At 41.2% G+C, this 24,495-nt stretch carries 22 protein-coding genes and 1 riboswitch; of the genes, 13 read left to right on the top strand and 9 right to left on the bottom strand.

Going from position 1 to position 24,495, the window contains the following annotated elements; translation table 11 throughout:
* Positions 1–34 precede the first annotated feature (34 nt).
* The 3 genes from metH to EDD69_RS04680 form a co-directional block, all read right to left on the bottom strand.
* A complete protein-coding gene (metH, locus tag EDD69_RS04690; RefSeq protein WP_132947813.1) occupies positions 35–3,445 on the bottom strand; it encodes a methionine synthase in 3,411 nt (1,136 codons plus the stop codon).
* Positions 3,438–5,282 carry a bifunctional homocysteine S-methyltransferase/methylenetetrahydrofolate reductase gene (locus tag EDD69_RS04685; protein ID WP_132947812.1) on the bottom strand — a complete coding sequence of 615 codons (1,845 nt, stop codon included), beginning with the start codon at positions 5,280–5,282 and terminating at the stop codon, positions 3,438–3,440. The genes metH and EDD69_RS04685 overlap by 8 nt, the downstream gene beginning before the upstream one ends.
* 69 nt (positions 5,283–5,351) lie before the next feature.
* Positions 5,352–5,455, bottom strand: a riboswitch (SAM riboswitch).
* Positions 5,456–5,537: 82 nt separating this feature from the next.
* Positions 5,538–6,029 carry a YajQ family cyclic di-GMP-binding protein gene (locus EDD69_RS04680; RefSeq protein WP_132947811.1) on the bottom strand — a complete coding sequence of 164 codons (492 nt, stop codon included), beginning with the start codon at positions 6,027–6,029 and terminating at the stop codon, positions 5,538–5,540.
* A gap of 161 nt (positions 6,030–6,190) precedes the next feature.
* On the opposite strand from EDD69_RS04680, the gene EDD69_RS04675 reads away from it, so the two are divergent.
* The gene (locus EDD69_RS04675) at positions 6,191–7,165 is read left to right on the top strand and encodes a BMP family lipoprotein (protein WP_132947810.1); all 975 of its coding nucleotides are present in this window, start codon (positions 6,191–6,193) and stop codon (positions 7,163–7,165) included.
* A 17-nt stretch (positions 7,166–7,182) separates the two neighbouring features.
* Positions 7,183–8,835 (top strand): methyl-accepting chemotaxis protein, encoded by a 1,653-nt coding sequence (locus EDD69_RS04670; RefSeq protein WP_132947809.1) that lies wholly within the window; start codon positions 7,183–7,185, stop codon positions 8,833–8,835.
* Positions 8,836–8,861: 26 nt separating this feature from the next.
* On the opposite strand, the gene EDD69_RS04665 is transcribed toward EDD69_RS04670, so the two are convergent.
* Both EDD69_RS04665 and EDD69_RS04660 read right to left on the bottom strand, forming a co-directional pair.
* Positions 8,862–8,993: a DUF3941 domain-containing protein gene (locus EDD69_RS04665; RefSeq protein ID WP_132947808.1), complete on the bottom strand. Its 132-nt coding sequence runs from the start codon at positions 8,991–8,993 to the stop codon at positions 8,862–8,864.
* A 37-nt stretch (positions 8,994–9,030) separates the two neighbouring features.
* Positions 9,031–9,894: a DegV family protein gene (locus tag EDD69_RS04660; protein ID WP_132947807.1), complete on the bottom strand. Its 864-nt coding sequence runs from the start codon at positions 9,892–9,894 to the stop codon at positions 9,031–9,033.
* Between the two features lie 112 nt (positions 9,895–10,006).
* Between EDD69_RS04660 and EDD69_RS04655 the strand changes: the two genes are divergently transcribed.
* Positions 10,007–10,840 (top strand): YitT family protein, encoded by an 834-nt coding sequence (locus EDD69_RS04655; protein WP_132947806.1) that lies wholly within the window; start codon positions 10,007–10,009, stop codon positions 10,838–10,840.
* Between the two features lie 32 nt (positions 10,841–10,872).
* Here EDD69_RS04655 and EDD69_RS04650 read toward each other — a convergent pair whose 3' ends face one another.
* The 3 genes from EDD69_RS04650 to EDD69_RS04645 form a co-directional block, all read right to left on the bottom strand.
* Positions 10,873–11,052, bottom strand: coding sequence for a DUF3813 domain-containing protein (locus EDD69_RS04650; protein WP_132947805.1), 180 nt, complete (start codon positions 11,050–11,052; stop codon positions 10,873–10,875).
* Positions 11,053–11,055: 3 nt separating this feature from the next.
* Positions 11,056–11,208: a hypothetical protein gene (locus tag EDD69_RS15250; RefSeq protein ID WP_165871728.1), complete on the bottom strand. Its 153-nt coding sequence runs from the start codon at positions 11,206–11,208 to the stop codon at positions 11,056–11,058.
* 86 nt (positions 11,209–11,294) lie between these two features.
* On the bottom strand, positions 11,295–12,101 hold the full coding sequence (locus EDD69_RS04645) for a Cof-type HAD-IIB family hydrolase (RefSeq protein WP_132947804.1): 807 nt from the start codon (positions 12,099–12,101) through the stop codon (positions 11,295–11,297).
* Positions 12,102–12,214: 113 nt separating this feature from the next.
* Here EDD69_RS04645 and yjfP point away from each other — a divergent pair, with 113 nt between their 5' ends.
* The 3 genes from yjfP to EDD69_RS04630 all read left to right on the top strand — a co-directional run bounded on the left by yjfP (position 12,215) and on the right by EDD69_RS04630 (position 14,138).
* A complete protein-coding gene (yjfP, locus tag EDD69_RS04640; RefSeq protein WP_132947803.1) occupies positions 12,215–12,970 on the top strand; it encodes an esterase in 756 nt (251 codons plus the stop codon).
* Positions 12,971–13,154: 184 nt separating this feature from the next.
* Positions 13,155–13,364, top strand: a complete 210-nt coding sequence (locus EDD69_RS04635; RefSeq protein WP_132947802.1) for a hypothetical protein — start codon at positions 13,155–13,157, stop codon at positions 13,362–13,364.
* Between the two features lie 66 nt (positions 13,365–13,430).
* Entirely contained in the window at positions 13,431–14,138 is a 708-nt protein-coding gene (locus tag EDD69_RS04630) for a YwiC-like family protein (RefSeq protein ID WP_132947801.1), read from the top strand.
* Positions 14,139–14,164: 26 nt separating this feature from the next.
* On the opposite strand, the gene EDD69_RS04625 is transcribed toward EDD69_RS04630, so the two are convergent.
* The gene (locus EDD69_RS04625; protein WP_132947800.1) at positions 14,165–14,848 is read right to left on the bottom strand and encodes a Crp/Fnr family transcriptional regulator; all 684 of its coding nucleotides are present in this window, start codon (positions 14,846–14,848) and stop codon (positions 14,165–14,167) included.
* A 213-nt stretch (positions 14,849–15,061) separates the two neighbouring features.
* Here EDD69_RS04625 and argC point away from each other — a divergent pair, with 213 nt between their 5' ends.
* From argC to argF, 7 genes are all read left to right on the top strand, one after another.
* Positions 15,062–16,093, top strand: coding sequence for an N-acetyl-gamma-glutamyl-phosphate reductase (argC, locus tag EDD69_RS04620; protein ID WP_132947799.1), 1,032 nt, complete (start codon positions 15,062–15,064; stop codon positions 16,091–16,093).
* Positions 16,094–16,113: 20 nt separating this feature from the next.
* The gene (argJ, locus tag EDD69_RS04615) at positions 16,114–17,346 is read left to right on the top strand and encodes a bifunctional ornithine acetyltransferase/N-acetylglutamate synthase (protein ID WP_132947967.1); all 1,233 of its coding nucleotides are present in this window, start codon (positions 16,114–16,116) and stop codon (positions 17,344–17,346) included.
* A gap of 17 nt (positions 17,347–17,363) precedes the next feature.
* Positions 17,364–18,137, top strand: a complete 774-nt coding sequence (argB, locus tag EDD69_RS04610; RefSeq protein WP_424565332.1) for an acetylglutamate kinase — start codon at positions 17,364–17,366, stop codon at positions 18,135–18,137.
* Entirely contained in the window at positions 18,134–19,294 is a 1,161-nt protein-coding gene (locus tag EDD69_RS04605) for an acetylornithine transaminase (protein WP_132947797.1), read from the top strand. The genes argB and EDD69_RS04605 overlap by 4 nt, the downstream gene beginning before the upstream one ends.
* A 70-nt stretch (positions 19,295–19,364) precedes the next feature.
* Entirely contained in the window at positions 19,365–20,438 is a 1,074-nt protein-coding gene (locus tag EDD69_RS04600; RefSeq protein WP_132947796.1) for a carbamoyl phosphate synthase small subunit, read from the top strand.
* A complete protein-coding gene (locus EDD69_RS04595; RefSeq protein WP_132947795.1) occupies positions 20,431–23,547 on the top strand; it encodes a carbamoyl phosphate synthase large subunit in 3,117 nt (1,038 codons plus the stop codon). The genes EDD69_RS04600 and EDD69_RS04595 overlap by 8 nt, the downstream gene beginning before the upstream one ends.
* Entirely contained in the window at positions 23,544–24,488 is a 945-nt protein-coding gene (gene argF, locus EDD69_RS04590) for an ornithine carbamoyltransferase (RefSeq protein ID WP_132947794.1), read from the top strand. The genes EDD69_RS04595 and argF overlap by 4 nt, the downstream gene beginning before the upstream one ends.
* Positions 24,489–24,495: the final 7 nt, after the last annotated feature.

The following is a 24,495-nucleotide window of genomic DNA, read 5'->3' as shown; positions in this document are numbered from 1 at the left end:
ATATAAAAAAGCCGAAGCATTTCACTTCGACTTTTTATAGAACGTTAAAATATCTCGCTTCCGGATGTGCGAAAACAATCGCGGATACGGAGGCTTCCGGCTCCATCATGAATCCTTCTGTTAATTCAATGCCGATTTCTTCTGGATGCAATAGGTGGAACAGTTTTTCTTGGTCCTCAAGGTTTGGACACGCCGGATAACCGAACGAGAAGCGTTGACCTTGATATTTCGCCGCAAATCGTTCCTGCATCGTCATGTCCGGGCTGTCCGGGAAGCCCCAGCGGTCTCGCATAATTTGATGCACGCGTTCGGCTAACCCTTCAGCGACTTCTAATGCCAATGCTTGAATTGCGTGACTTCGTAAAAATTCTCCATTTTCTTTCCATTGTTGCGCCAGCTCACGAATACCTTTCCCTGCTGTTACGGCAAAAAAACCAACATAGTCCATTTCTCCGCTGTCGACTGATTTGACATAATCGGCTAGGCAAAGATAAGGCGATTTTTGCTGCCGCGGAAATTCAAACGTTTCAATCACTGTTTTTTTATCAGCAGGGGAGTAAATATAAATTTTATTGCCATCGTTTTGCACAGGGAAGAACTGATAAACCGCCGCCGGTTGAATCCATTTCTTTTCTTTTGCTTGTGCAAGTAAGTCGTCGACTAACGCTTTTAACATCATGGCTTTTTCATCTTTTGTTTCGAGTAACTCTTTTACTTTTCCTTTTAAGCCGAGATGATGGCCAAGAAGCATTTGCCAATTTATATATGGCTCAATGTGAGATAGAGAAAAGTCTTTGATCACATGACGTTCTAAGTCATATGGCTTAAAAACAGGGACAGTTGTTGAAACGTTCGATTTTAGAATGACAGCGGCTTTTGTTGCAATATTTTCGCTTATTGTCTGTTGTTTCTGCTTTGCATAGTTGATTTCTCCTTGTTGCAAGCGGTTGGCGAGCGTCAGTCCGTCCATCGCGTCTTTTGCATATAAGACAATGCCGTCATATTCGGGAGCGATTTTATTTTCTGTAAATTTCCGCGATAGCGCCGCCCCGCCGACTAATATTGGGATGGAGATGCCGGCCTGTTTTAGATCATGAGCAGTTACGACCATTTGTTGCGCTGATTTTACCAGCAGACCAGAAAGTCCGATGATATCCGGTTTTTCTAATGTTATGGCTTCAATCAGTTGCTGCGGTGTGACTTTAATGCCTAAATCAACGACTTTAAAGCCGTTGTTGCTTAAAATAATATCGACTAAGTTTTTGCCGATATCGTGAACGTCTCCTTTTACGGTCGCAAGCAATACTTTGCCTTTAGAGCTGTCTTCCGTTTTTTCCATATATGGTTCTAAAAATGAAACAGCTGCTTTCATCACTTCGGCGCTTTGCAATACTTCGGCGACAATGAGTTGATTGTCATTAAATAGCCGTCCGACTTCGTTCATTCCGTCCATAAGCGGACCGTTAATAATTTGCAGCGGATCTTCATATTTTTGCAGCGCTTGTTCTAAGTCTTCATACAACCCTTCTTTTGTTCCTTCAATAATGCACTGAGCGAGCCGTTGTTCAAGGGAAAGGGTCGTTTTCGGCTTTTTCACTTCTTTTGTTTTATTGCGATAAAAGTGTGTAAAGGCGGCTAACGTTTCTTCGCTTGTTTCAAACAAAAGGCGTTCGGCAAGCTCAACTTCTTCTTTCGGAATCGATGCGAATCGTTCTAATTTTTCCGTATTGACAATCGCGTAATCCAAACCTGCTTGCGTGCAATGGTAAAGAAAAACAGAGTTTAATACTTCGCGTCCAGCTGGCGGCAATCCGAACGAAATGTTGCTGATGCCAAGCATCGTTAAACAATGCGGCAAATGTTGTTTAATCAGACGAATGCCTTCGATCGTTTCTTTCGCTGACCCGATATATTGTTCATCTCCTGTTCCAACAGGGAAAACAAGCGGGTCAAAAATGAGATCTTCAGGCGCTAATCCGTATTGATGAACGAGCAAATCGTATGAACGTTTGGCAATTTCCAGCTTCCGTTCGGCAGTAATCGCCATTCCTTGTTCATCAATTGTTCCCACAACGACGGCTGCTCCGTATTTTTTAATAAGCGGAACAATTTTAGCAAAACGTTCCTCGCCATCTTCTAAGTTAATCGAGTTAATGATCGCTTTTCCTTGTGAATACGAAAGCGCACATTCGATTACTTCTTCATCCGTTGAGTCAATGACGAGCGGCACTTTTACTTTTTTGACGACGTGTTGAATGAATTTTTCCATATCTTCTTTTTCGTTTCGATCAGGATCGGCTAAGCAAATATCGATGACGTGGGCGCCGTTTTTTACTTGCGCGCGGGCAATTTCCGCCGCCTCTTCGTATTTGCCTTCTGCGATGAACCGTTTAAATTTGCGAGAGCCGATGACGTTTGTTCGTTCGCCGACAAATAGCGGCCGCATCGTTTCATCGTAAATGAGCGGTTCGATGCCAGCAACAGCGTGAACGCGTTTTTCTTTCGGAATGATTCGCGGCTGAATATCTTTTACCGCTTCCGCAATGGCACGAATATGGTCGGGCGTCGTGCCGCAACAGCCGCCGACAATGTTGAGCCATCCTTTTTCGGCAAAGCCTCTCACTTTTTTTGCTAAAATGTCGGGTGCTTCATGGTAATGTCCTTCTTCATCAGGCAAGCCGGCATTTGGATAACAGATAACGGCTGTATTCGCTAATGAAGCAAGAGTGCGAATATGATCGGTCATAAATTCAGGACCAGTGGCGCAGTTTAAACCGACAGCAACCGGGTGCATATGCTGAATCGAAAGAAAAAACGCTTCGATGTTTTGTCCTGCCAGCATGGTTCCCATCGGCTCAATCGTTCCAGAGACGATGAGCGGAACTTTTTTGCCGATCTTTTCAAACGCTTCTGAAATGCCAATAAAAGCAGCTTTGACGTTTAATGTATCTTGACACGTTTCAAGCAAAAGCAGATCGACCCCGCCGATTAATAAACCGCGCGCTTGTTCTTCGTATGCATCGACGAGCTGCTGAAACGTTGCTCCCCCTGTTACGGATAATGTTTTTGTCGTCGGTCCCATGGAGCCGGCGACGAAGCGCGGCCATGTTGGCGTTGAATATTTTTGGGCTGATTTTTTGGCCAGTTTCGCTGATTCAATGTTTAGCTCGAGCGCGAGATGGCCAAGTTCGTATTCGTCTAGGACGATGCTTGTCGCTCCGAACGTGTTCGTTTCAATAATATCGGCTCCCGCTTCTAAATACGCTTCATGAATGCGTTCGATGACATGGGGAGAGGTAAGCGATAAATATTCATTGCACCCTTCATACTGTTCGCCACCAAAATGTTCGGCGGTTAAGTTCGCCGCTTGAATCATCGTTCCCATGGCACCGTCAATTACTAAAATTTTCTTTTCAAGTTGTTGTTCGAAAATCGTTTTAGACATTGGACAACTTCCTCTCCGCACGTGCTTTTTCATAAATATAGTTGGCTAGTTCAACGGTCATTTCATAGCGAAGAAACGGCGTAATTAAATAAATGCCGTTAAATAGCTCAAAGGCTGCATCAATGAGCGATTTGGCGATGGCAATTCCTTCGCGCGCTGATTGAAGCGGGTCGTTTGCGCATGCAGCCATGCGTGCACGAATGTCATCGGAAAGCGTAATACCTGGAACTTCATGATGGAGAAAATCAGCATTTCGTGCACTGGTAAGCGGCATAATGCCGATGTAAATCGGTGCCGATAAATGTTTCGTTGCTTCATACACTTGTTCGATTTGTTTTTCGCAGTAGAGAGGCTGTGAAATAAAATAATGGGCTCCGCATTGAATTTTTTTCTCGAGTCGTTGAACGGCTTTATCGAGATGACGAACATTTGGATTAAAAGCTGCGGCAATGGAAAAGTTCGTTTTTTGACCAAGCGGTTTCCCGGAGTACGATAAACCTTCATTGAATTGGCGAATGAGTTGAATTAAATCAAACGATGATAAATCATAAACAGATGTTGCCCCAGGGAAGTCGCCAATTTTGGAAGGGTCGCCTGTCACCGCCAAAACATGGTTCATTCCAAGCGTATGAAGCCCCATCAGATGCGACTGCAAACCAATTAAGTTGCGATCGCGGCAGGTGATATGAATCAGCGGACGTATCCCGAATTTTTCCTTAATGATCGTTCCGAGCGCAACGTTGCTAATGCGCGGCGTTGCTAATGAATTGTCCGCAAGCGTCAATGAATCGATTCCGACTTCGTGAAGCGCTTTTGCCCCAGCTAAAAACTTTTGAATGCCCAATTTTTTCGGCGGATCTAGCTCCACGATGACGGAACGCCGTTTGCGAACGATTTCATGAAGAGGGGGATCGCTTTCGTATGGCGGTTCTTGAACGACAATGGCTTCCTTTTGTTGTTTCACTTGTTTATGCACAATTGGTTTTAATCCGCGCAATGCTTCTGCTATCGCTGCGATATGTTTTGGCGTCGTACCGCAACAGCCGCCGATTAAACGCGCGCCTTGCTCCCGAAAGGAAAGCGCAGTTTCTTTAAAATAGCCGGGGTTTGTCTCATAGACGAGCCGACCGTCACGATATTCTGGTAAACTAGCATTCGGATAAACTGACAAAAAAGCAGAGGTTGGCAATGGGACTTCTTCAAGCGAACGAAGCATATGATAAGGTCCGAGCCGACAATTTAAACCGACGACGTCCGCTCCAAGCGCCTCTAATTGCTTTAGTGCCTCACTGACATGCGTTCCATCTTGAAGAACGCCGACTTCATGAAGGGAAACGTGAGCGATGATCGGCTTATCCGTTTCTTTGCGGGCAATGGCGAGCACCGTTGTTAATTCTTCTAAATCGTAGTAGGTTTCGAGCAATAATCCGTCCACATCGGAATGGAGCAAAGCGTATAGCTGCTCACGAAATGTCCGCTTTATTTCATCGATCGTCAATGTGTTTTTGTTTAACGTGCGCAAGCCGCCGATCGTTCCGAGTATATAGGCGCGGTCTTTTGCGGCTTCTTTCGCGATTTGCACCGCCGCTTCGTTTATTTTTTTTACTTCATCTTCCAATCCATAGCGCGCAAGTTTGACGTAATTGGCTCCGTATGTATTGGTTTGAATGACGTTTGCGCCCGCTTCGATATACGCTTGATGGATCCGAAGAATTTGTTCGCGATTGGATAAATTAAGTTCTTCAAAGCAGCGATCAATTCCATAAGAATAAAGGAGGGTTCCCATCGCTCCGTCACCGATGAGAATGTTTGTTTGCAAATCATCGAGTAATCCCATTGACCTCTTCCCCCAATCATCAATAAATAAAAAAAGTCTTCTATAAGAAGAAGACTTTTGATTTTCTCCTTCTTATCTTCCAAGCGATACGCTTGTCTGGATTTAGCACCTTGACATACGGTCAGGTTGCTGAAGGTTCATCGGGCCAGTCCCTCCCCTTCTCTCGATAAGAATGTCACTATGTTATTTTGTTATTGTATATAAATGTACCTTATTTTTTTCGACTATTCAATATATTGTTAAAAATTATTTATGTTAGCGATAGTTGACGAATTGAACGTCAATTGGCAAATCAGCTTCGCGAATCGCGGCGATCACTTTTTGTAAATCGTCTTTGCTTTTTCCGCTGACACGAATTTGGTCATCTTGAATTTGACTTTTTACTTTCAATCCTGTGTTTTTGATAATGGTGTTAATTTTTTTGGCGTTTTCTTTATCGATGCCTTGGACAAGCTTGGCGCGTTGGCGAACGGTTCCGCCTGAAGCCGGTTCGATTTTTCCGTATTGAATGTTTTTCGTTGGTACGCCGCGTTTAATCAATTTACCGATGAGTACATCTTTTAGCTGTTCAAGCTTAAATTCATCATCGGAAATTAAAATAAGCTCATCTTTTTCTAATGAAATGTTGCTTTTGCTCCCTTTAAAATCATAACGGTTTTGAATTTCTTTCATCGCAATGTTGACAGCGTTTGTCACTTCTGCTAGATCGACTTTTGAAACGATATCAAATGAACTTTCTTTTGACATGACCATCACTCCCAAAAGTTTTTATATGTCTCGATTATAGTCAATTGCGCCAACTGGAACAACTCATGAAGTTTCGTCAAGAAAAGTAAAATAAAAAAAGAAAAAATTTTGTCGATATAATAATAGGGACTAAAATTAACAAGAAGGAGAGAACATTTCACATGAAGAAAAAGTCGTTTATGTGGATGATGAGCATCATGTTGGTCCTATTTATTTCTGGTTGCTCCTCATCATCTGCTACGTTTAAGCCAAAAGATCGTATTAAAGTTGGCATTATGTTGTCTGACGTCGGACTGGGTGACCAGTCGTTTAGCGATTCAGCATTTAAAGGATTGATGAAAGCGCGCGACGAGTTAGGGATTATTTTTGACTATCGCGAATTAAAAGATACGAAAACATATGAGCAAGGTTTGCGCGAATTAGCAGAAGCGGGAAACGATCTTGTGATCGGGCTCGGCTTTATGGTGCAAGAAGATTTAGAGAAAGTAGCGAAACAATATCCGAAACAAACGTTTATTCTCATTGATTCTGTTTCCGATTTAGAAAACGTTACATCGATTACATTTAAAGAAGATGAAGGAAGCTTTTTGGCAGGTATTGTTGCAGGATTAATTACAAAAACGAACAAAGTCGGGTTTATTGGCGGGGCGGATGTACCGTTAATTCGAAAATTTGAAAGCGGCTTTGTGAAAGGAGTTAAAGCGGTCAATCCGCAAATCGCGGTGCAAGAAGTGTATGCCGGAAATTTTAGTGACGATAAACTTGGCGCAAGCATTGCGAAAAAGATGATTGCCAATGGTGTCGATGTTCTTTATGCGGCCGCTGGACTTACAGGAGTTGGAGTGCTGCGCGAGGCAGAACTCAATGGGAAATATGCGATTGGCGTTGACAGCGATCAATATTTTCACGCAGAAAAAGCAGTCGTGACATCGATGTTAAAAAATGTGGATGTGGCACTATATACGATCATTAAAGAATATGTCGAAAAAGGAAGCATTCCAAAAGGAACCGTTCAACTTGGCTTGAAAGAAAATGGAGTTGATTTGGCACCGATTCGCGTCATTTCGCTCAATGAACAACAGCAGAAAACGTTAGAAACGTGGAAGCAAAAAGCATTAGAAGGAACTTTTGAATAAGGAAGTGGGCGAAGAAGATGACAATCAAGAAAAAACTTTTACTCAACTCATTGCTTTCGCTTATTTTTTCTGTATCGATTATTGCCTTTATCATTTTTAATATGCTTTCGATTCAATCATCAAACCAAGATTTTGTGCCGATGATGATGAAAACGCAGCAGCTGCAAGCGGAATTAAAAGCGGCGAAACAAAGTTTGAATAACTATGCGTACAGCCCAACGGAAGGAAATAAACAAGAGGCGTTAACGCGTTTAATGGATTCGGAAAAATTGTTTAAGCAACTAGATGAAGGGATGAAGCAACCTTATTTCCAACAACCATTTGAGAAGGCGAAGCAGAAATTTTCTGCTTTAATGAAGGAAGCAAAAGCGGCATTAGATGCTCGAGATATTGCTGAAACTCGTAGGCAATCGATGCGTGCCGAAGGGATATTGAACGATTTATATGTAGTCAACATGTATGTAAACGAATATTACGACTATATGCAAAAACAATTACAAGAACAAATTCGTTCCGTTATTACCATTTCATTTGTTTCTGTCGGAGTGCTACTTTTATTAGCAAGCTTCTTTAGCATTCGTTTAACGCGCACCATTACGACTCCTTTACGGAAAATTGCCGCAAACGCAAAAGAAATTGCACGTGGCAATTTGCGTGTAGAACCGATTGTTTATAAAGGAAACGATGAGCTTGGCGATTTGAATCATTCGTTTACAACGATGACTGAACAACTCAATGGACTATTACATTCTGTCGATACAATGAGCAAGCAAGTAGAAGCGTTTGCGAAAGAAATTGAACAAGAAAACGAAATGTTAACGGAAATTAATAACCAAGTGGCGAGCTCAACCAATGAGTTGTCGGCAGGGGCACAAAGCATTTCTGAAGAGTTGCAAAGTGCGGTGCAATTAATTGAAAAAATGGAATCCACTTTCTCTGAAAATGTAGCAAGGACAGAGCAAACGGCGAAATATAGCGATGAAGCTGTGTTAGCGATTGTGAACGGTCAGCAAGCGCTTGAAGAGCAATTGAATTTCATTCGTGAAAATGCGAAAGCGACAGCGTTGATCGAAAATGCAACAAAAGAATTTGCTGATTATGCTGGCAAAATTGAAAATATGGCGAAAGCTGTTGACGAGATTGCTTCACAAACGAATCTTTTAGCATTAAATGCTGCGATTGAAGCGGCGCGCGCAGGAGAGGCAGGAAAAGGATTTGCGGTCGTGGCGGAAGAAGTACGCAAGCTAGCGGAAGAATCAGCAAAAGCAACGAATCAAATTTTTGAAATGGTCCGTTTAATTAAGAGAGGATTGACAAATGTATTAAATTCCGTTCGCCAAGGTGTCGAGATTGCCGATGCTCAGTCGCGGGCGATTGAAACAACGACGAATGCGTTTAAAGAAATTGAACAAAAAGTCAACGGGATTTCTCATGATATTCAATCGCTCGTTTCAGGCATGGCGATTTCGAAACAATTAGGGGAGCAAGTATTGCAAAATGTTGAAAGCATTAGCGCGGTTGTCGAACAATCGGCAGCAGGAAGCGAAGAAATTGCTGCATCGATGACGGAACAGCTTCAGGCATTTAAGAAAATGGGTGAGAAAGTAACGACATTAAGACAGTTAACGGATGAATTACAAACGATGATGGCTAAATTTGAAACGAAATAAAAAGAGCGGGGATTCCCGCTCTTTTCTTATAAATGATTCGTTTTTTTCGAATAAGCATGTTTTCCTGCTTGGCGATTTTTCTCGCTAAGCATATTTTTTTCGTGACGGTTGGCGTTATTGTCACGTGCTTTTTTATCGTTGTCACTCGTATGAGGCATCATGCATCCCCCTTTGTTTTGGATAGGGGTAGTTTTTTCATTGTTCCATTTGTTTATTCAAGAAAAAGAGGGCAAGCGTTCCAGGACCTGCATGAGCGCCGATGGCTCCGCCGATTTCAGTAATAAAAAAGTGTTTGCAACCGAAATGTTCTTCAATTAGCGCTTTTAATTCTAGAGCAGCTTGTTCATCATCGCCGTGACTAATGCCGATGATTTGATTTTGTAAGTCTTCTCCGCGTTCTTCCATTAACTCAAGCATACGTTTATATACTTTTTTACGACCGCGAATTTTTTCAATCGGGATTAACTTTCCGTCTTCAACATGTAATAATGGTTTAATGTTTAGCAATCCGCCGACAAAAGCAGATGTTTTACTTAATCGACCGCCGCGAGCTAAAAATTCTAAATCATCGACCGTAAAAATATGTTCCATATGTGCACAATATGTAGAGATCATGTCTACTAATTGTGAATAAGGGATATTTTGTTCTGCTAACTCGATTGCTTTTTTGACAATCAGCCCTAAACCTAAAGACGCACATTTTGAATCGATGATCGTCAATTGGAAATCTGGATATTGTTCTAGCACTTCATTGCGGATCATCATCGCCGTTTGATATGTGCCAGATAGCTGTGAAGAAAAAGCGATATAAATCGAAGGGACGTTTTCTTCAGCGAGTTTTGTAAAAAGTTCTTTTATTTTAAGAGGGTTTGCTTGCGAAGTTTTTGGCACCTTTCCGTTTCGCATCGCATCGTATACTTGTTTTGGTTCAATGGTAACGAAATCTTCATAATCGTTTTCATCTAAGTGAATCATTAGCGGTAAAAATAAAATATTTTTTTCTTTTAAAAAAGAATATGGTAAATCACATGCGCTATCCGCTATAATCTTAACGTTCATGATTTCTCTCCCTCTACTATATTTTTTTACTCATTGTTAGTGTAACGATTGTCCGTAAAAAAGACAATTTTCTCTTTCAATAATTTTTCTATTCATGATAGGAGGAAAAAGAATGCAGTTGAAAAAATTCTTCGTTGTACTAATCGGAGCACTACTTAATGCAATCGGCATGAATTTATTCCTCATTCCTGCAAACGTGTATACAAGCGGATTTGCAGGGGCGGCGCAGCTCATTTCAAAAATTGTGGGTGATTATACACCGTATCATCTTTCAACAGGCTTTTTGTTCTTTCTTTTTAATATTCCTGTGGCCATTTTGGGATGGAAAAAAGTAGGGAAGTCATTTACGCTTTATAGTTTTCTCAGCGTTGTACTGATTTCGTTCTTTCTTGAAGCGATTCCGGTAAAACCGCTATCCGAAGATATTTTATTGAACGCTGTGTTTGGGGGCGTCATTGCGGCGATCGGGATTGGCTTGACGTTAAAATGGGGGGCATCGACAGGAGGATTTGATATTATTGCGCTCGTGTTATCACGAATGAAAGACCGCTCGGTTGGTACCTATATTTTTGCGTTGAACGCTGTGATTATTTTAACGGCGGGATATGTGTATGGTTGGGAAAAGGCGCTTTATACGCTTGTGACGCTATATGCTTCGGCTCGCGTCATTGATTCGATTCATACCCGCCATCAAAAGCTAACTGCCATGATTATTACAAATAAAGGAGAGGAATTGAAAAGGGCGATTCATGCTAAACTTGTTCGCGGTATTACGACCGTTCCTGCAAAAGGAGCATTTTCGAACGAAGATAAAGATATGCTGATCATCGTGATTACGCGATATGAATTGTTTGATTTATCTCGCATCATTAAAGAAGTCGATCCAAAAGCATTTACAAACATTGTTCAAACGACGGAAGTATTAGGGCTTTTCCGCAAAGACTAACAAAGCTGCGAACGATTCGCAGCTTTGTTTTTTTATAAGGAATCGAGTTCATCTTGCAATTTGTGAAGTTGCTTTTTTTCCGCTGTTGTTGATTGAGCAAACGCAGAAGAGAGCGCATTTTTGGCGACGGCAATCGCTTTTTCTCGATTCGTTGTCGATTGTTTAGCTGCTAAGACAGATTCGCGCGCTTTTTGAAATAATGGATTTCCCATCGTTTAAAATCCCCCGAGTGAAGAATGGTCTGCTTTTTCCGCTTTTCGCTGTTCCGCTTCTGCATATGTCATATGGTAAGGAATTCGCTCGTCGTGTTTTTGAATAGCATCGACACTTTTTTGAATGAAGCGCTTCGATTTATTTCGTTTACTCAAACGACATTCCCCCTTATCTGCTTGTGACGCTTTTGGCGTCAGTTGTATTTTGCTCATTTCTGAAACGATTAGTAAGGGAATGTTTTCTACAATTTCAATAACGATTGCAAGTAGAAACCGACTCCGTTTTCTTCATTTGTCTTTGTTACATCATCCGCAATTTTTTTCAAGTCGTCAATCGCATTGCCCATCGCAATTCCATACCCTGCCCATTCAATCATCTCGAAATCATTATCTTCATCGCCAAAGGCAATGACTCGTTCGCGCGGAATCCCGTAATATTCAGCAATTTTTTGTAACCCAACCGCTTTATTGACACCTGTGCGCACAATTTCGATAACGTGCCATGGAGCTGCCCAACGACGGTGATCGATGACGTTTGCATGCACTTCCGACAAATATGTACGAATTTGGTCGACATGTTTTTCATCAGCGTGAATTAAAATACACGTAGGGTCTTTGCGTAAAATGGTGCGCAAATTGCCGACTTGCACGTTAGGGTTTCCTAAATTAAAAAGATCGAGAAGTTGTTCATCGTGTTCATGAAAATATACATCGTCCATAATTTCAGCCAAAATGTTTTTTACTTTATATTTTTCGCTGACAGAAACAATTTCTTTCACCGTTTCTAATTCAAGGGGAGTATGGTACATTCCCCAACGATTATTTTTCGGATGATGGACAAAGGCTCCGTTGAAATTCACGATTGGGGTTGCTAAATCAAGCTCTTCATAATACATTTTGCTTGCTCGATATGGCCTTCCTGTTGCAATGACAACGATATGTCCAGCCTCTTTTGCTTTAAAAATGATTTCTTTTGTATACGGTGAGATCGTTTTATTATCTTTCAGCAATGTACCATCTAAATCGAGCGCAATTAAATGTTTTTCCATACGTAACTCCTTTTCATTATAATTTTTTCGTTTTTAGTGTAACGTTTTTCCAAAAAGTTTGTCTACATGGTAAAATTATTATGTTGAGAAAAGAGGGTTAGGGAGATGAGAGAATGGTATTAATCATCCGCGAACGCATTGCGAACATTCCTTGTTTACACGTTGTAAAAGCGGATTATAAAAATGATATGTTGCCACTTGTCATGTTTATTCATGGATTTACAAGTGCGAAGGAACATAATCTTCATTTTGGCTATTTGCTTGCAGAAGCGGGATATCGTGTCATTTTGCCTGATGCGTTGTATCACGGCGAGCGGCCAAATGAATTAACGGAACAACAGTTGAATTTTTCGTTTTGGAATATCGTGCTGCAAACGATTGAAGAAATTAAACAAATAAAAGATGCGCTTGTGCAACAAAATCTTGTTGATGAACAAAGAATTGGACTTGCTGGTACATCAATGGGGGGAATTGTTACATTTGGTGCTTTAACGCAGCACCATTGGATTAAGGCGGCGGTATCGTTGATGGGAAGCCCTTGTTATCAAAAGTTTTTTGATCTTCAGCTGGAGTTTGCGCAAAAAAGGGGGTTTCATATTCCGCTTTCGGATGTTGAATTGAAAAAAACGAGAGAGACATTGGCTCGTTACGATCTTTCATTGCAGCCAGAAAAATTAAATGGCCGTCCGCTTTTGCTTTGGCACGGAAAGCAAGATGATGTTGTTCCTTATGAGCATACATATCAATTTTATAAGCAAATTCAGTCGTCTCATGAACCATTGAAATTCATTTCTGATGAGAAGGCAGGGCATAAAGTGACGCGTGAAGCATTTTTAGAAACCGTACAATGGTTTATTCGCCATTTGTGAATAAAAAGGGTTTTTCCCTTTTTATTCACAAATTTTTTTCTAATCCACCAACATGCCCCTCAATCTGTTCCCCGTTTGTCGAAACGTTCCAATCATGTCGACTATAATAGATTCAAGTTGAGTCTCCGACATATCTCATCATGAATAGAAGACCGCTTTTCTGCCATAGGCGGCAAGATTTTTCTTGCCGCCCCGGCATGCTAGAAGCATGCCGATTCCGAACGTAAAACGCATGACAGACAAATTCATTTGTCTGATGGCGTTTTCGTTCGGAGAAGTGGCAGAAAAGCTTGTTTATGTCGGAAAATTAAGCTTATCATATATAAGTCTCGATGGGTTTTTCCATCATGAAACAACCCGTTCATTTTCACAAATTTGTGATACAGTTCACTAACATAGCAGGGATGTTTCGTTTAAAATAAAAATAAATCAACGTATTTAACATGCGGAGGGAAACAACATGGTCATTCCAAAGCAGCATGGAGCTTGGGCGATGTTAATCATCCCGTTTCTTCTTGGAATGGATGCCGGAACGTTTACTTGGCTTCATATTCCGTTATTTGTCGGTTGGTTTTTTCTTTATTTAGCGACTTATTTATTTCTTGCTGTTGTCAAAAAACAAGCAGATGCCGAAAAGAAAAAATGGTTTATCATTTATTCTGTTGCAGCGCTAATCGCTTTGATTTTTCCTGTTTTGTCTAATTGGCGAATCATCTATTTTGGACTAGCCATGATTCCGTTTTTCCTTGTCAATTTATATTTTGCGAAAATTAAAAAAGAACGGGCATTCTTCAATGATATTTGCGCAATTATCAATTTCTCGATCGGAGCGTTAGGAAGCTATTATCTTGGCGTTCAGAAAGTGGATGAAACGGCATTCTTCGTTTTTATGTTATCGATCCTCTTTTTTGTCGGTAGCACCTTTTACGTAAAAACGATGATTCGCGAAAAGAATAATCCGTTATATAAATGGGCATCGTGGGGATTTCATAGCGGATTGATTTTATTGCTCTTTATAAGCGGAAATGGATTCATTGCTCTTGCCTATGTTCCGAGTCTCGTTCGTGCGGTTTATTTTTATGGAAAATCGTTGTCCATTAAAAAGATCGGTATTTACGAAATTGTCAATTCCGTCTATTTTGCATTTGCAATTATGATCATTATATGATACAAAAGCCGACGAATTCAGTCGGCTTAATTTATATTACATATATCAATGGGACACCCTTCGCAATGAATTTCATCTTTCAAATACTGCAAATTATGAATGGTAATTTTTCCTTTATTAACGGAAATAATTTCGTCTTCTTTCAACCCTTTAAGAAGGCGGTTGATCACTTCACGAGCACTTCCGCAAAAGTTGGCGAGTTCTTGATTGGTTAATGGAAGATCGATCAGAATACCGTTTTCTGTTTCCACCCCATAACTGTTCGCGAGGCGAATGAGCGTCGAGTATAACGCTCCCTTTTTTCCGTGCAAAATTAAATCACGTATTTTTGTTTGCGTACGGCGAAATTGCAAATTCATCCATTGCATAAATTCCAAAGCGAACGAATGGTCAATGGTTAGCTTTTCCTCTAATGTTTGTTGCGGAATGACCGCTAATCTCCCATCTTCCATCATTTTTGCGCTAAGCGCGCATTTTGTGAAAGATTGAAAAGGAATGACCTCTCCGAATAAATCCTCCTTGTCACAAATCCGCAGCGATAATTCACGGCCCTCTGGAGTTATTTTGCTTAGTTGAACTTTTCCGCTGCAAACGATATATAGTTCGTTTGCGAGATCTCCTTCACGAAATATATAGTCCCCTTTTTTAAGGTCAATGTAATGATGAATCATCGGAAGTAAACCGGACAAGGAGATCGGTGCTGTTGGCATAAAATAACCACCTTTTTTATTTTCGTTTCCTCTTAAATTCGATTTAAAAGGAAAAATGGAGCACAGTCAATATGATTGATATATTTTCACTATTTGTATGTTAATAAAAAAGTCAGATAATATCAAAAATATTTAAATATACATTTGATTTTATTTTTATGCAGTATTATAATGATAACTAATTTAGTTGGTTTGGAAAGAGAGGGAATTTTTATGAAAGTCTCCATCATTGGAGTGACAGGCTATGGTGGGGTTGAGCTGTTGCGTTGGTTAAAACATCATCCGCATGTTGAAGTTCATTCGGTGCATTCTTCTTCACAAGCGGGGATTTCATTAGCGGAAGTTTATCCCCATGTTGTTTCTGAGGAAACATGGATTTTACATGAAATTGATGTAGAAGCAATCAACGCAGATGTTGTTTTTTTAGCGACACCCCCCGGCGTCTCTAGTCGATTAACACCAAGTTTATTAGCAAAAGGTTTGAAAGTGATCGATTTATCAGGGGACTTTCGTTTGCAAGATGGGAGCGTGTATGAAAAGTGGTATAAAAAGACGCCGCCTCCTGCTGACTCATTAAAACAGGCTGTTTACGGACTTGTTGAATGGAATCGAGAGTCCATTCGTAACGCTCGAATGATTGCAAATCCAGGATGTTATCCAACGGCGACATTGCTTGGATTAGCACCGCTCGTTCAACATCAGTGGATCGATGAGCAATCCATTATTGTCGATGCTAAATCGGGTGTATCCGGGGCAGGGAGAAATGTTTCGTTAGCTGTTCATTTTTCTGAAACAAATGAGAATGTAAAAATATACAAAGTGAATGAACATCAGCATATTCCTGAAATTGAACAAATGTTGCGCAGTTGGAATGAAAAAATAGGAGCGATCACGTTCAGTACGCATTTAATTCCGATGACGCGAGGAATTATGGCAACAATCTATGCAAAAACAACGAAACCATTGTCAACAAAAACATTAGTAGAGTTATATAAAGAAAGTTATAAAGATTGTAAATTTGTCCGTATTCGTGAAGCTGGCAACTTTCCAAGCACAAAAGAAGTTTATGGTTCAAACTATTGCGATATCGGTCTTTCCTATGATGAACGTACAGGCAGAGTGACCGTTGTTTCTGTGATTGACAATTTAGTAAAAGGGGCAGCAGGGCAAGCGATTCAAAATTTAAATGTCATGATGGGATGGGAAGAAGATACAGGATTAACATCGATACCGATTTATCCATAAAGGGAGTGAAACCATTGAAAATGATCATAGCAAAACAAGAAGACGGCGTGAAATATGTTTCTGAAGGGACGATTGTGACGCCAAAGGGATTCAAAGCGGCAGGAGTTCATGCTGGATTGCGTTATACAAAAAAGGATTTAGGTGTCATTGTTTGCGATGTTCCTGCTTCATGCGCAGCTGTCTATACACAAAACTACTTTCAGGCAGCACCGCTTAAAGTAACGCAAGAGAGCATTGCGAAAGAAAAGAAGCTGCAAGCCATCGTTGTGAATAGCGCCTATGCGAATGCTTGCACGGGAGAACAAGGATTGAAAGATGCATACGAAATGCGGGCCATATGCGCGAAAAAGTTTCGTTTAGAGGAACATCTCGTTGCCGTTGCATCGACGGGAGTCATTGGGGAGTTATTACCGATGAAAAAAATTCATGCAGGCATTGAAAAGCTTGAGCCAGTTGAGACAGAAGAAGGAGCAGTTGATTTTCAAACGGCGATTTTAACAACCGATTTAGTGATGAAAAAAGCATGTTATGAAACGATCATTGACGGGAAAAAGGTGACGATTGGCGGAGCTGCCAAAGGGTCTGGGATGATCCATCCGAACATGGCAACGATGCTGGCGTTTATTACGACGGATGCCAATATTTCTTCTGATACGTTACAGCTCGCTTTACGTTCGGTTACAGATGTGTCGTTTAATCAAATTACGGTAGACGGTGAAACGTCGACGAATGATATGGTCGTTGTGATGGCGAGCGGATTGGCAGGAAACAATGAATTAACGGTTGAACATCCGGAGTGGCCAAAGTTTTATAAAGCATTGCAGAAAACATGTGAAGATTTAGCCAAACAAATTGCGCGAGACGGTGAAGGAGCGACGAAGCTGATTGAAGCGCGCGTAAAAGGAGCCGTGAACGATCAAGAAGCGAAGGCGATTGCGAAAAAAATTGTCGGTTCCAATTTAGTCAAAACGGCCGTTTATGGGGCTGACGCAAACTGGGGAAGAATTATCGGAGCGATCGGTCACAGCGAAGCGCAAGTGAATCCGGATAACGTCGATATTTTTATCGGACCGATTCAAATGTTAAAGGCGAGTCAACCTGTTCCATTTTCTGAAGAAGAAGCGGTGAATTATTTAAAACAAGATACGATTGTGATCGATGTCGATCTTCATATGGGAGAAGGCGAAGGCGTTGCTTGGGGATGCGACTTAACGTACGATTACGTAAAAATTAATGCGAGCTATCGCACGTAATGGGGGAGGGAAGGAACGTGAACACGGTTGTTATTAAGTGTGGAGGAAGCATTTTAAATGAACTTTCGCCATCTTTTTTCGCAAGTTTACGAGAGTTAAAAGAAAAAAAAGCAAATATTGTGATTGTTCATGGCGGTGGTCCAGAAATTGGCGAAATGCTTCAAAACTTACAAGTATCCTTTGAGTTTGTCAATGGTTTGCGTAAGACGACAGCGGAAGTGTTAGAAATTGTGGAGATGGTTTTATGCGGAAAGGTGAATAAAAAGCTTGTAGCGATGCTCCAAACTCACCAGCTTCGCGCCGTTGGTCTGTCAGGAGTTGATGATTATTTGCTTGAAGCAAAACCGATTGATTTAGAACAGCTCGGATATGTCGGGGAAGTGAAAAAAGTAAACGAGGCGCTTTTACAAAAATTATGGTCTGATGGCTACATTCCGGTTGTTGCACCAATTGGAATGGATGAAAATGGACAAAAGTATAACATTAATGCCGATGCAGCCGCTGCCGCTGTCGCGAAGGCGGTACGCGCTGATCAACTGCTGTTTGTCACCGATGTACCAGGAATTTTACGTGAGGGAGAAGTTGTGAAAGAAGCAACAGTAGAAACGGTGCAAGAGATGATGAAAGATGGAACGATTTACGGAGGAATGATTCCGAAAGTGCAAGCGGCGCTTGAGTCGCTTGTTGATTCGCTTGAAGAAGTCGCGATTGTGAGCGGAAAAACAACGTTTTATTCCATACATGGCTTACACGGTACAAAGATTAAAAAAGGAGTGGGGGTTTATAAATGAGCGCGTTGTTTCCAACTTATCAACGTTTTCCGATCGTCGTTGAACGCGCAGAAGGAACGAAATTAATGGCCAAAGATGGAAAGGAATATTTAGATTTTGTGGCAGGAATTGCGGTTTGTAACCTTGGTCATCGTCATCCTGCTGTTCAAAAAGCCATTGAGACGCAACTCAATCAAGTTTGGCACGTATCCAACTTATTTCAAATTCCTCTTCAAGAAGAAACAGCGAAAAAGCTCACACAACATTGCGACGGAGATGTTGTCTTTTTCTGCAACAGCGGTGCGGAAGCGAATGAAGCAGCATTAAAGCTAGCGAGAAAACATACAGGGCGCTCGAAAGTGATTACGTTTCGGCAATCGTTTCATGGGCGAACATTTGCAACGATGTCAGCGACTGGGCAGGCAAAAATTTATGAAGGGTTTGGTCCGCTTTTACAAGAGTTTATCCATTTACCATTTAATGATGTAGAAGCATTAGAGAAAGAAATGGACGAAACCGTTGCGACGATTATGGTTGAAGTGGTCCAAGGCGAAGGAGGAGTCGTTCCTGCTGAACAAACGTTTTTAGAAAAAGTTGAAGCATTATGCAAGCAATACGGAGCTTTGTTTATTGTTGATGAAGTGCAAACCGGGATCGGAAGAACAGGAAAGCCATTTGCCTATCAACATTTTTCGGTTTCACCGGATATCATAACGATCGCGAAAGGATTAGGAAGCGGTTTTCCAATTGGAGCGATGATCGGAAAACAATTTTTAGCATCGTCGTTCGGTCCTGGCGTACACGGTTCAACGTTTGGAGGGAATCCATTAGCGGTAGCAGCAGCAAATGCAACGATCGACATTGTGTTTGATTCAAACTTTTTGAGAGATGTGGAGGAAAAAGGGGAGTACTTTAAACAAGCGTTAACCGAGGCGCTAGCGGATGTTGACATCGTCCATGAAGTGCGCGGATTAGGATTGATGATTGGAATTGCCTGCAAAGAAGCAGTTGCGAACATCTTGCCAAAAATTCACGAAAGAGGATTGCTCGTTTTATCGGCAGGACCGAATGTCATTCGCCTTTTGCCGCCTTTGACCGTCACAAAAGAAGAATTAAATACAGCCGTACAAATTTTGAAAGAGTCGTTAGCGGCATGCAATATAGTATCTCAATCATAAGCTGTTCTTTTATACGATAAAATGAATAAAAATACTTTTATATAAATAAAAATTCGTTTGAGGTGTGAAGATGAACGGATATTTACATTTAAGCAACGGGAAAAGTTTTGTCGGAAAGTTGGAAACCGCATTGGATGGCGATGTAAGCGGCGAGGTCGTTTTCTTTACAGGAATGACAGGATACCAAGAAGTGTTGACGGATCCATCCTATAAACAACAAATCATCGTTTTTACGTATCCTCTCATCGGAAATTACGGGATTAACGAACATGATTTTGAAAGCAAACAGCCACATGTTCAAGCGGTTGTTGTATATGAAGCCAATCCGAACGGTTATCATTACGAAGCGAAATACAGTTTAAAGCAATATTTGCAAAAATGGAATATTCCTTTGCTTACTCATGTTGATACGCGTGCCGTCGTTAAACAAATTCGTGATCAAGGAGCGATGCCAGGCAAAATCTCAACTCAACCGACGGCGACGTTTCCGTTTGAAAATGAGCCTGAATTGCTTGTGAAACAAGTAAGTGTCGTTAATCACGAAACGTACGGAACAGGTGATACGCACGTTGTGTTGATCGATTTTGGTTACAAAAAATCTATTTTACACTCGCTTTTAAAAAGGAATTGTAAGGTTACAGTTGTCCCGTACAATACGCCGTTTTCCGTTATTCGCCAACTTGAGCCGAATGGAGTATTGCTTTCAAATGGTCCGGGAAATCCGAAGCAACTCGTCCATGAGTTGGAGAATATTCGGGCAATTATCGATCATTATCCGACATTGGCGATTTGTTTAGGTCATCAGCTTGTTGCGCTAGCTTACGGAGGAAATACAAAAAAATTGCCTTTTGGGCATCGAGGTGCCAATCAACCTGTATACGATGCACTGAAAAAGAAAGTATTTATGACATCACAGAATCACGGCTATGTCGTAGAAGCTTCAAGCTTGGCGAAAACACCGCTCTCCATTCGCTTTACAAATGTCAATGACGGTTCGGTTGAAGGAATGATTCATCAAATGAAACCGATTTTATCTGTTCAATATCATCCTGAGGCTCATCCAGGGCCGAATGATACGGACATGATTTTTGAAGAATTTTTAGAAATGATGAAAGCGGCAAGAAAGGAGAAAGTGTATGCCTAAGGATTCGACGCTTCAATCGATTCTTGTCATCGGTTCTGGTCCGATTGTGATCGGGCAGGCAGCAGAATTTGATTATTCAGGTACGCAAGGATGTTTAGCGCTCAAAGAAGAAGGGTATCGCGTCATTTTAGCAAACAATAATCCAGCTACGATCATGACGGATGAAGTACATGCGGATGCGGTTTACTTTGAACCGTTGACGGTCGAAAGCTTAGAAAAAATTATCGCAAAAGAACGACCCGATGGGTTGCTGGCAACACTAGGAGGCCAGACAGGGCTCAATTTAGCTTTTGCTTTGCATGAGAAAGGAATTTTACAAAAGTACGGGGTTCGGCTGCTTGGAACGCCAATTGAATCGATCAAACGCGGCGAAGATCGGGAAGCGTTTCGCGCATTAATGTATGAACTGAACGAACCAGTCCCGGAAAGCGAAATTGTGACAACGGTTGATGAAGCGATTCGTTTTGCCAATAAAATCGGCTTTCCTATTATCATTCGCCCTGCTTATACGCTAGGAGGAAGCGGAGGCGGAATCGCGCAAACGATGGAGGAATTTGTCGAACTCGTTCAAAAAGGGTTAAAAGAAAGTCCGATTACACAATGTTTAGTGGAACGAAGCGTTGCAGGGTTTAAAGAAATCGAGTATGAAGTCATGCGCGATCATACAGATACGTGCATTACGATTTGCAATATGGAAAATGTCGATCCAGTCGGCATTCATACGGGCGATTCGATCGTGGTTGCACCGTCGCAAACATTAACGGACGGTGAGTATCAAATGTTGCGCTCAGCAGCGATTAAAATTATTTCCGCGCTCGGAGTGGTCGGCGGATGTAACATTCAATTTGCGCTCGATCCGAAAAGCAAGAAATATTATTTGATTGAGGTGAATCCGCGCGTCAGCCGCTCTTCCGCATTAGCGTCAAAAGCAACAGGCTATCCAATTGCCAGAATTGCAGCAAAGCTAGCGGTGGGTTATACATTAGCGGAGTTATTAAATCCGGTAACAGGCGATACGTACGCCAGTTTTGAACCTGCTTTAGACTATGTGGTCGTCAAGTTTCCGCGCTTTCCGTTTGATAAGTTTTCCTCTGCCGATCGCCGTCTTGGAACGCAAATGAAGGCGACGGGAGAAGTCATGGCGATTGATCGCAATTTGGAGCGCGCCTTTCAAAAAGCCGTTCATTCGTTAGAAATGGATCATATCGGAATTTTGTCGCCGAAATTGCAAAAAGAACAAACAGAGACATTGATTAAATTGGTTCAACAAGCAGATGATCGTCGTTTTTTCGCTATCTTAGAGCTGCTTCGCCGTGGAATCACAACGGAAGAAATTCATGAATGGACCAACATCGATCACTACTTCTTAAATTGTTTTCACCAGCTCATTTTACTTGAACAAAAAGCGAAAGCAACATCGCTCGAACAAATCGATCGTGATACATTGCAGCTGTTAAAAGAAAAAGGGTTTTCCGATGCTTACTTAGCTTATATTTGGAATGTCGATGAACGAGAAGTGCGTGAAAAACGCAAATCATTTGGCATTATTCCTTCTTATAAAATGGTCGATACGTGTGCAGCTGAATTTCATTCTGAAACAGCCTATTATTACTCCACTTATTTTGGGGAAACAGAATTAAAGCGAAGCAATAAACCAAAAGTGCTCATTATCGGTTCTGGACCGATTCGAATCGGGCAAGGAGTGGAATTTGATTATAGTTCGGTTCATTGTGTTTATGCGCTGCAAGAAGAAGGGTATGAAGCCATTCTTATTAACAACAATCCTGAAACGGTCAGCACCGATTTTACCGTAGCCGATCGTTTGTATTTTGAGCCGTTAACCGTTGAAGATGTGCTAAATGTGATAGAAGCTGAAAAGATTGATAAAGTGATCGTGCAATTTGGCGGGCAAACAGCGATCAACTTAGCGAGTAAATTGGAACGATTTGGAATAAATATTATCGGCATGAATAGCGATGTGATCGATCAATTGGAAGACCGCGATCGTTTCTATTCATTACTTAAAAAATTAAACATTCCTCACGTGAAAGGAACAGTTGCGAACAACGAACAAGAATTGTATGACAAAGCCAAAGAAATCGGTTATCCTGTTTTGCTTCGCCCTTCCTATGTGATTGGCGGAAGAGGGATGCATATTGTATACAACGAAGATGAGCTCCATCGTTTAGTCGAACAAGAAATGGGTTATCCGGTTTTAATTGATGCATACATGCGCGTGAAAGAAGCGGAAATGGATGTGTTATGTGATGGAGAAAACATCTTCGTCCCAACGATCATTGAACATATTGAAAAAGCGGGTGTGCATTCAGGAGACAGTTATGCATTATTGCCTGCCGTCTCTTTAACCGAGAAAGAAAAAGCGCAGATGATCGATTACGCCAAAAAAATAACAGTGGAATTAAAATTCAAAGGAATCATGAACATTCAATTTATCGTTCATGAAGGAACGGTTTATGTATTAGAAGTAAATCCAAGAGCGAGCCGAACCGTTCCAATTGTAAGCAAAGTGACAGGCGTTCCAATGGTCCAAATTGCGACAAAGTTATTGCTTGGGAAATATTTGTCGGAAAACGTAAAAAAAACAGACCATTCCATTCCGTATCTCGTGTTGAAATATCCAGTTTTTTCTACGTATAAATTAAACGGATTGGATCCAGTCGTTGGTCCAGAGATGAAATCGACAGGAGAAGGAATTAGTATTGCGCAACATTTACAAGAAGCGGCATTAAAAGCATTTTATCCATATTTAAAGAAAAAAGAAGGAGCAAAAGAAATCTACATTGATACGAGTGAAGATGTAACAGATTTAATCAACGAAATTGAAGAAAAAGGATTGATTGTCGTACAAAACGAACCGTTTGCGGAATGGGTCGAAAAAGAAGAAGCATTAGCGTTGATCAGCTTTGGCAGAGATGAACAAAGTGCAAAAAAGCGAATGCGTGCTTTATCGCGACATTTGCTCGTATTTACAGAAAAAGAAACATGTCAGTTATTTTTACAAGCATTTGATTGTGTCGATTTTTCTGTACGTTCTATTCAACAATGGTTACAGGATCAACAAAAATTTTGCAAAGTGGTGAGTGTATGAATACAGCAACAAACGTTCATTTAAAAGGAAAAGATTTTTTAACATTAGCTCATTTTTCAAAGGAAGAAATTGAATATTTACTTGAATTGGCACTTGAATTAAAGCGAAAGCAACTTAAAGGAGAACGATATACGCCGCTTCAAGGAAAAACGTTAGCGATGATCTTTGAAAAGCCATCGACGCGTACGCGCGTCTCGTTTGAAGTAGGAATGGTTCAACTAGGGGGAAATGCGCTTTATTTAAACAGCAGTGATTTGCAGCTTGGACGCGGTGAAACGATTGCGGATACAGCGCGTGTTCTTTCTGAATATGTCGATGCGATTATGATTCGAACGTTTGCTCATCAGAAAGTGGAACAACTTGCGCACTATGCATCCGTTCCTGTCATTAACGGGTTAACGGATGATGATCATCCGTGTCAAGCGTTAGCGGACTTATTGACCATTTATGAAGTAAAGAAACGCTTTAAAGGTTTAAAATTTGCTTATGTTGGCGATGGAAACAATGTTGCTCATGCTGTGATGATTGCGGCGGCGAAAGTAGGAATGGATTGTGTGATTGCTACGCCGAAAAAATATGAACCAAAACAAGAAATCGTTCATATCGCTCTTGAAGCCGCGAAAGAAAATGGATCGGCGGTTCATGTTGTTCATGATCCGTACGAAGCGGTAAAAGATGCAGATATCATTTATACAGATGTTTGGACGAGCATGGGACAAGAAGAGGAAGCGGAAGAGCGTCTTGCTGTATTCGCTCCGTTTCAAGTGAATGAAGCGCTTGTTCGACATGCGAAAGAAGATTATATGTTTCTTCATTGTTTGCCAGCCCATCGCGGCGAAGAAGTAACAGAAGAAGTGATCGACGGGGCAAATTCCTTTGTTTTCCAACAGGCAGGAAACCGCCTGCACGCGCAAAAAGCGTTGTTAGTTTCATTATTGTAAAAAGCTG

The organism is Thermolongibacillus altinsuensis (genome assembly GCF_004341205.1).
GTDB lineage: Bacteria > Bacillota > Bacilli > Bacillales > Anoxybacillaceae > Thermolongibacillus > Thermolongibacillus altinsuensis.
This window is presented reverse-complemented; position numbering and strand designations above follow the sequence as displayed.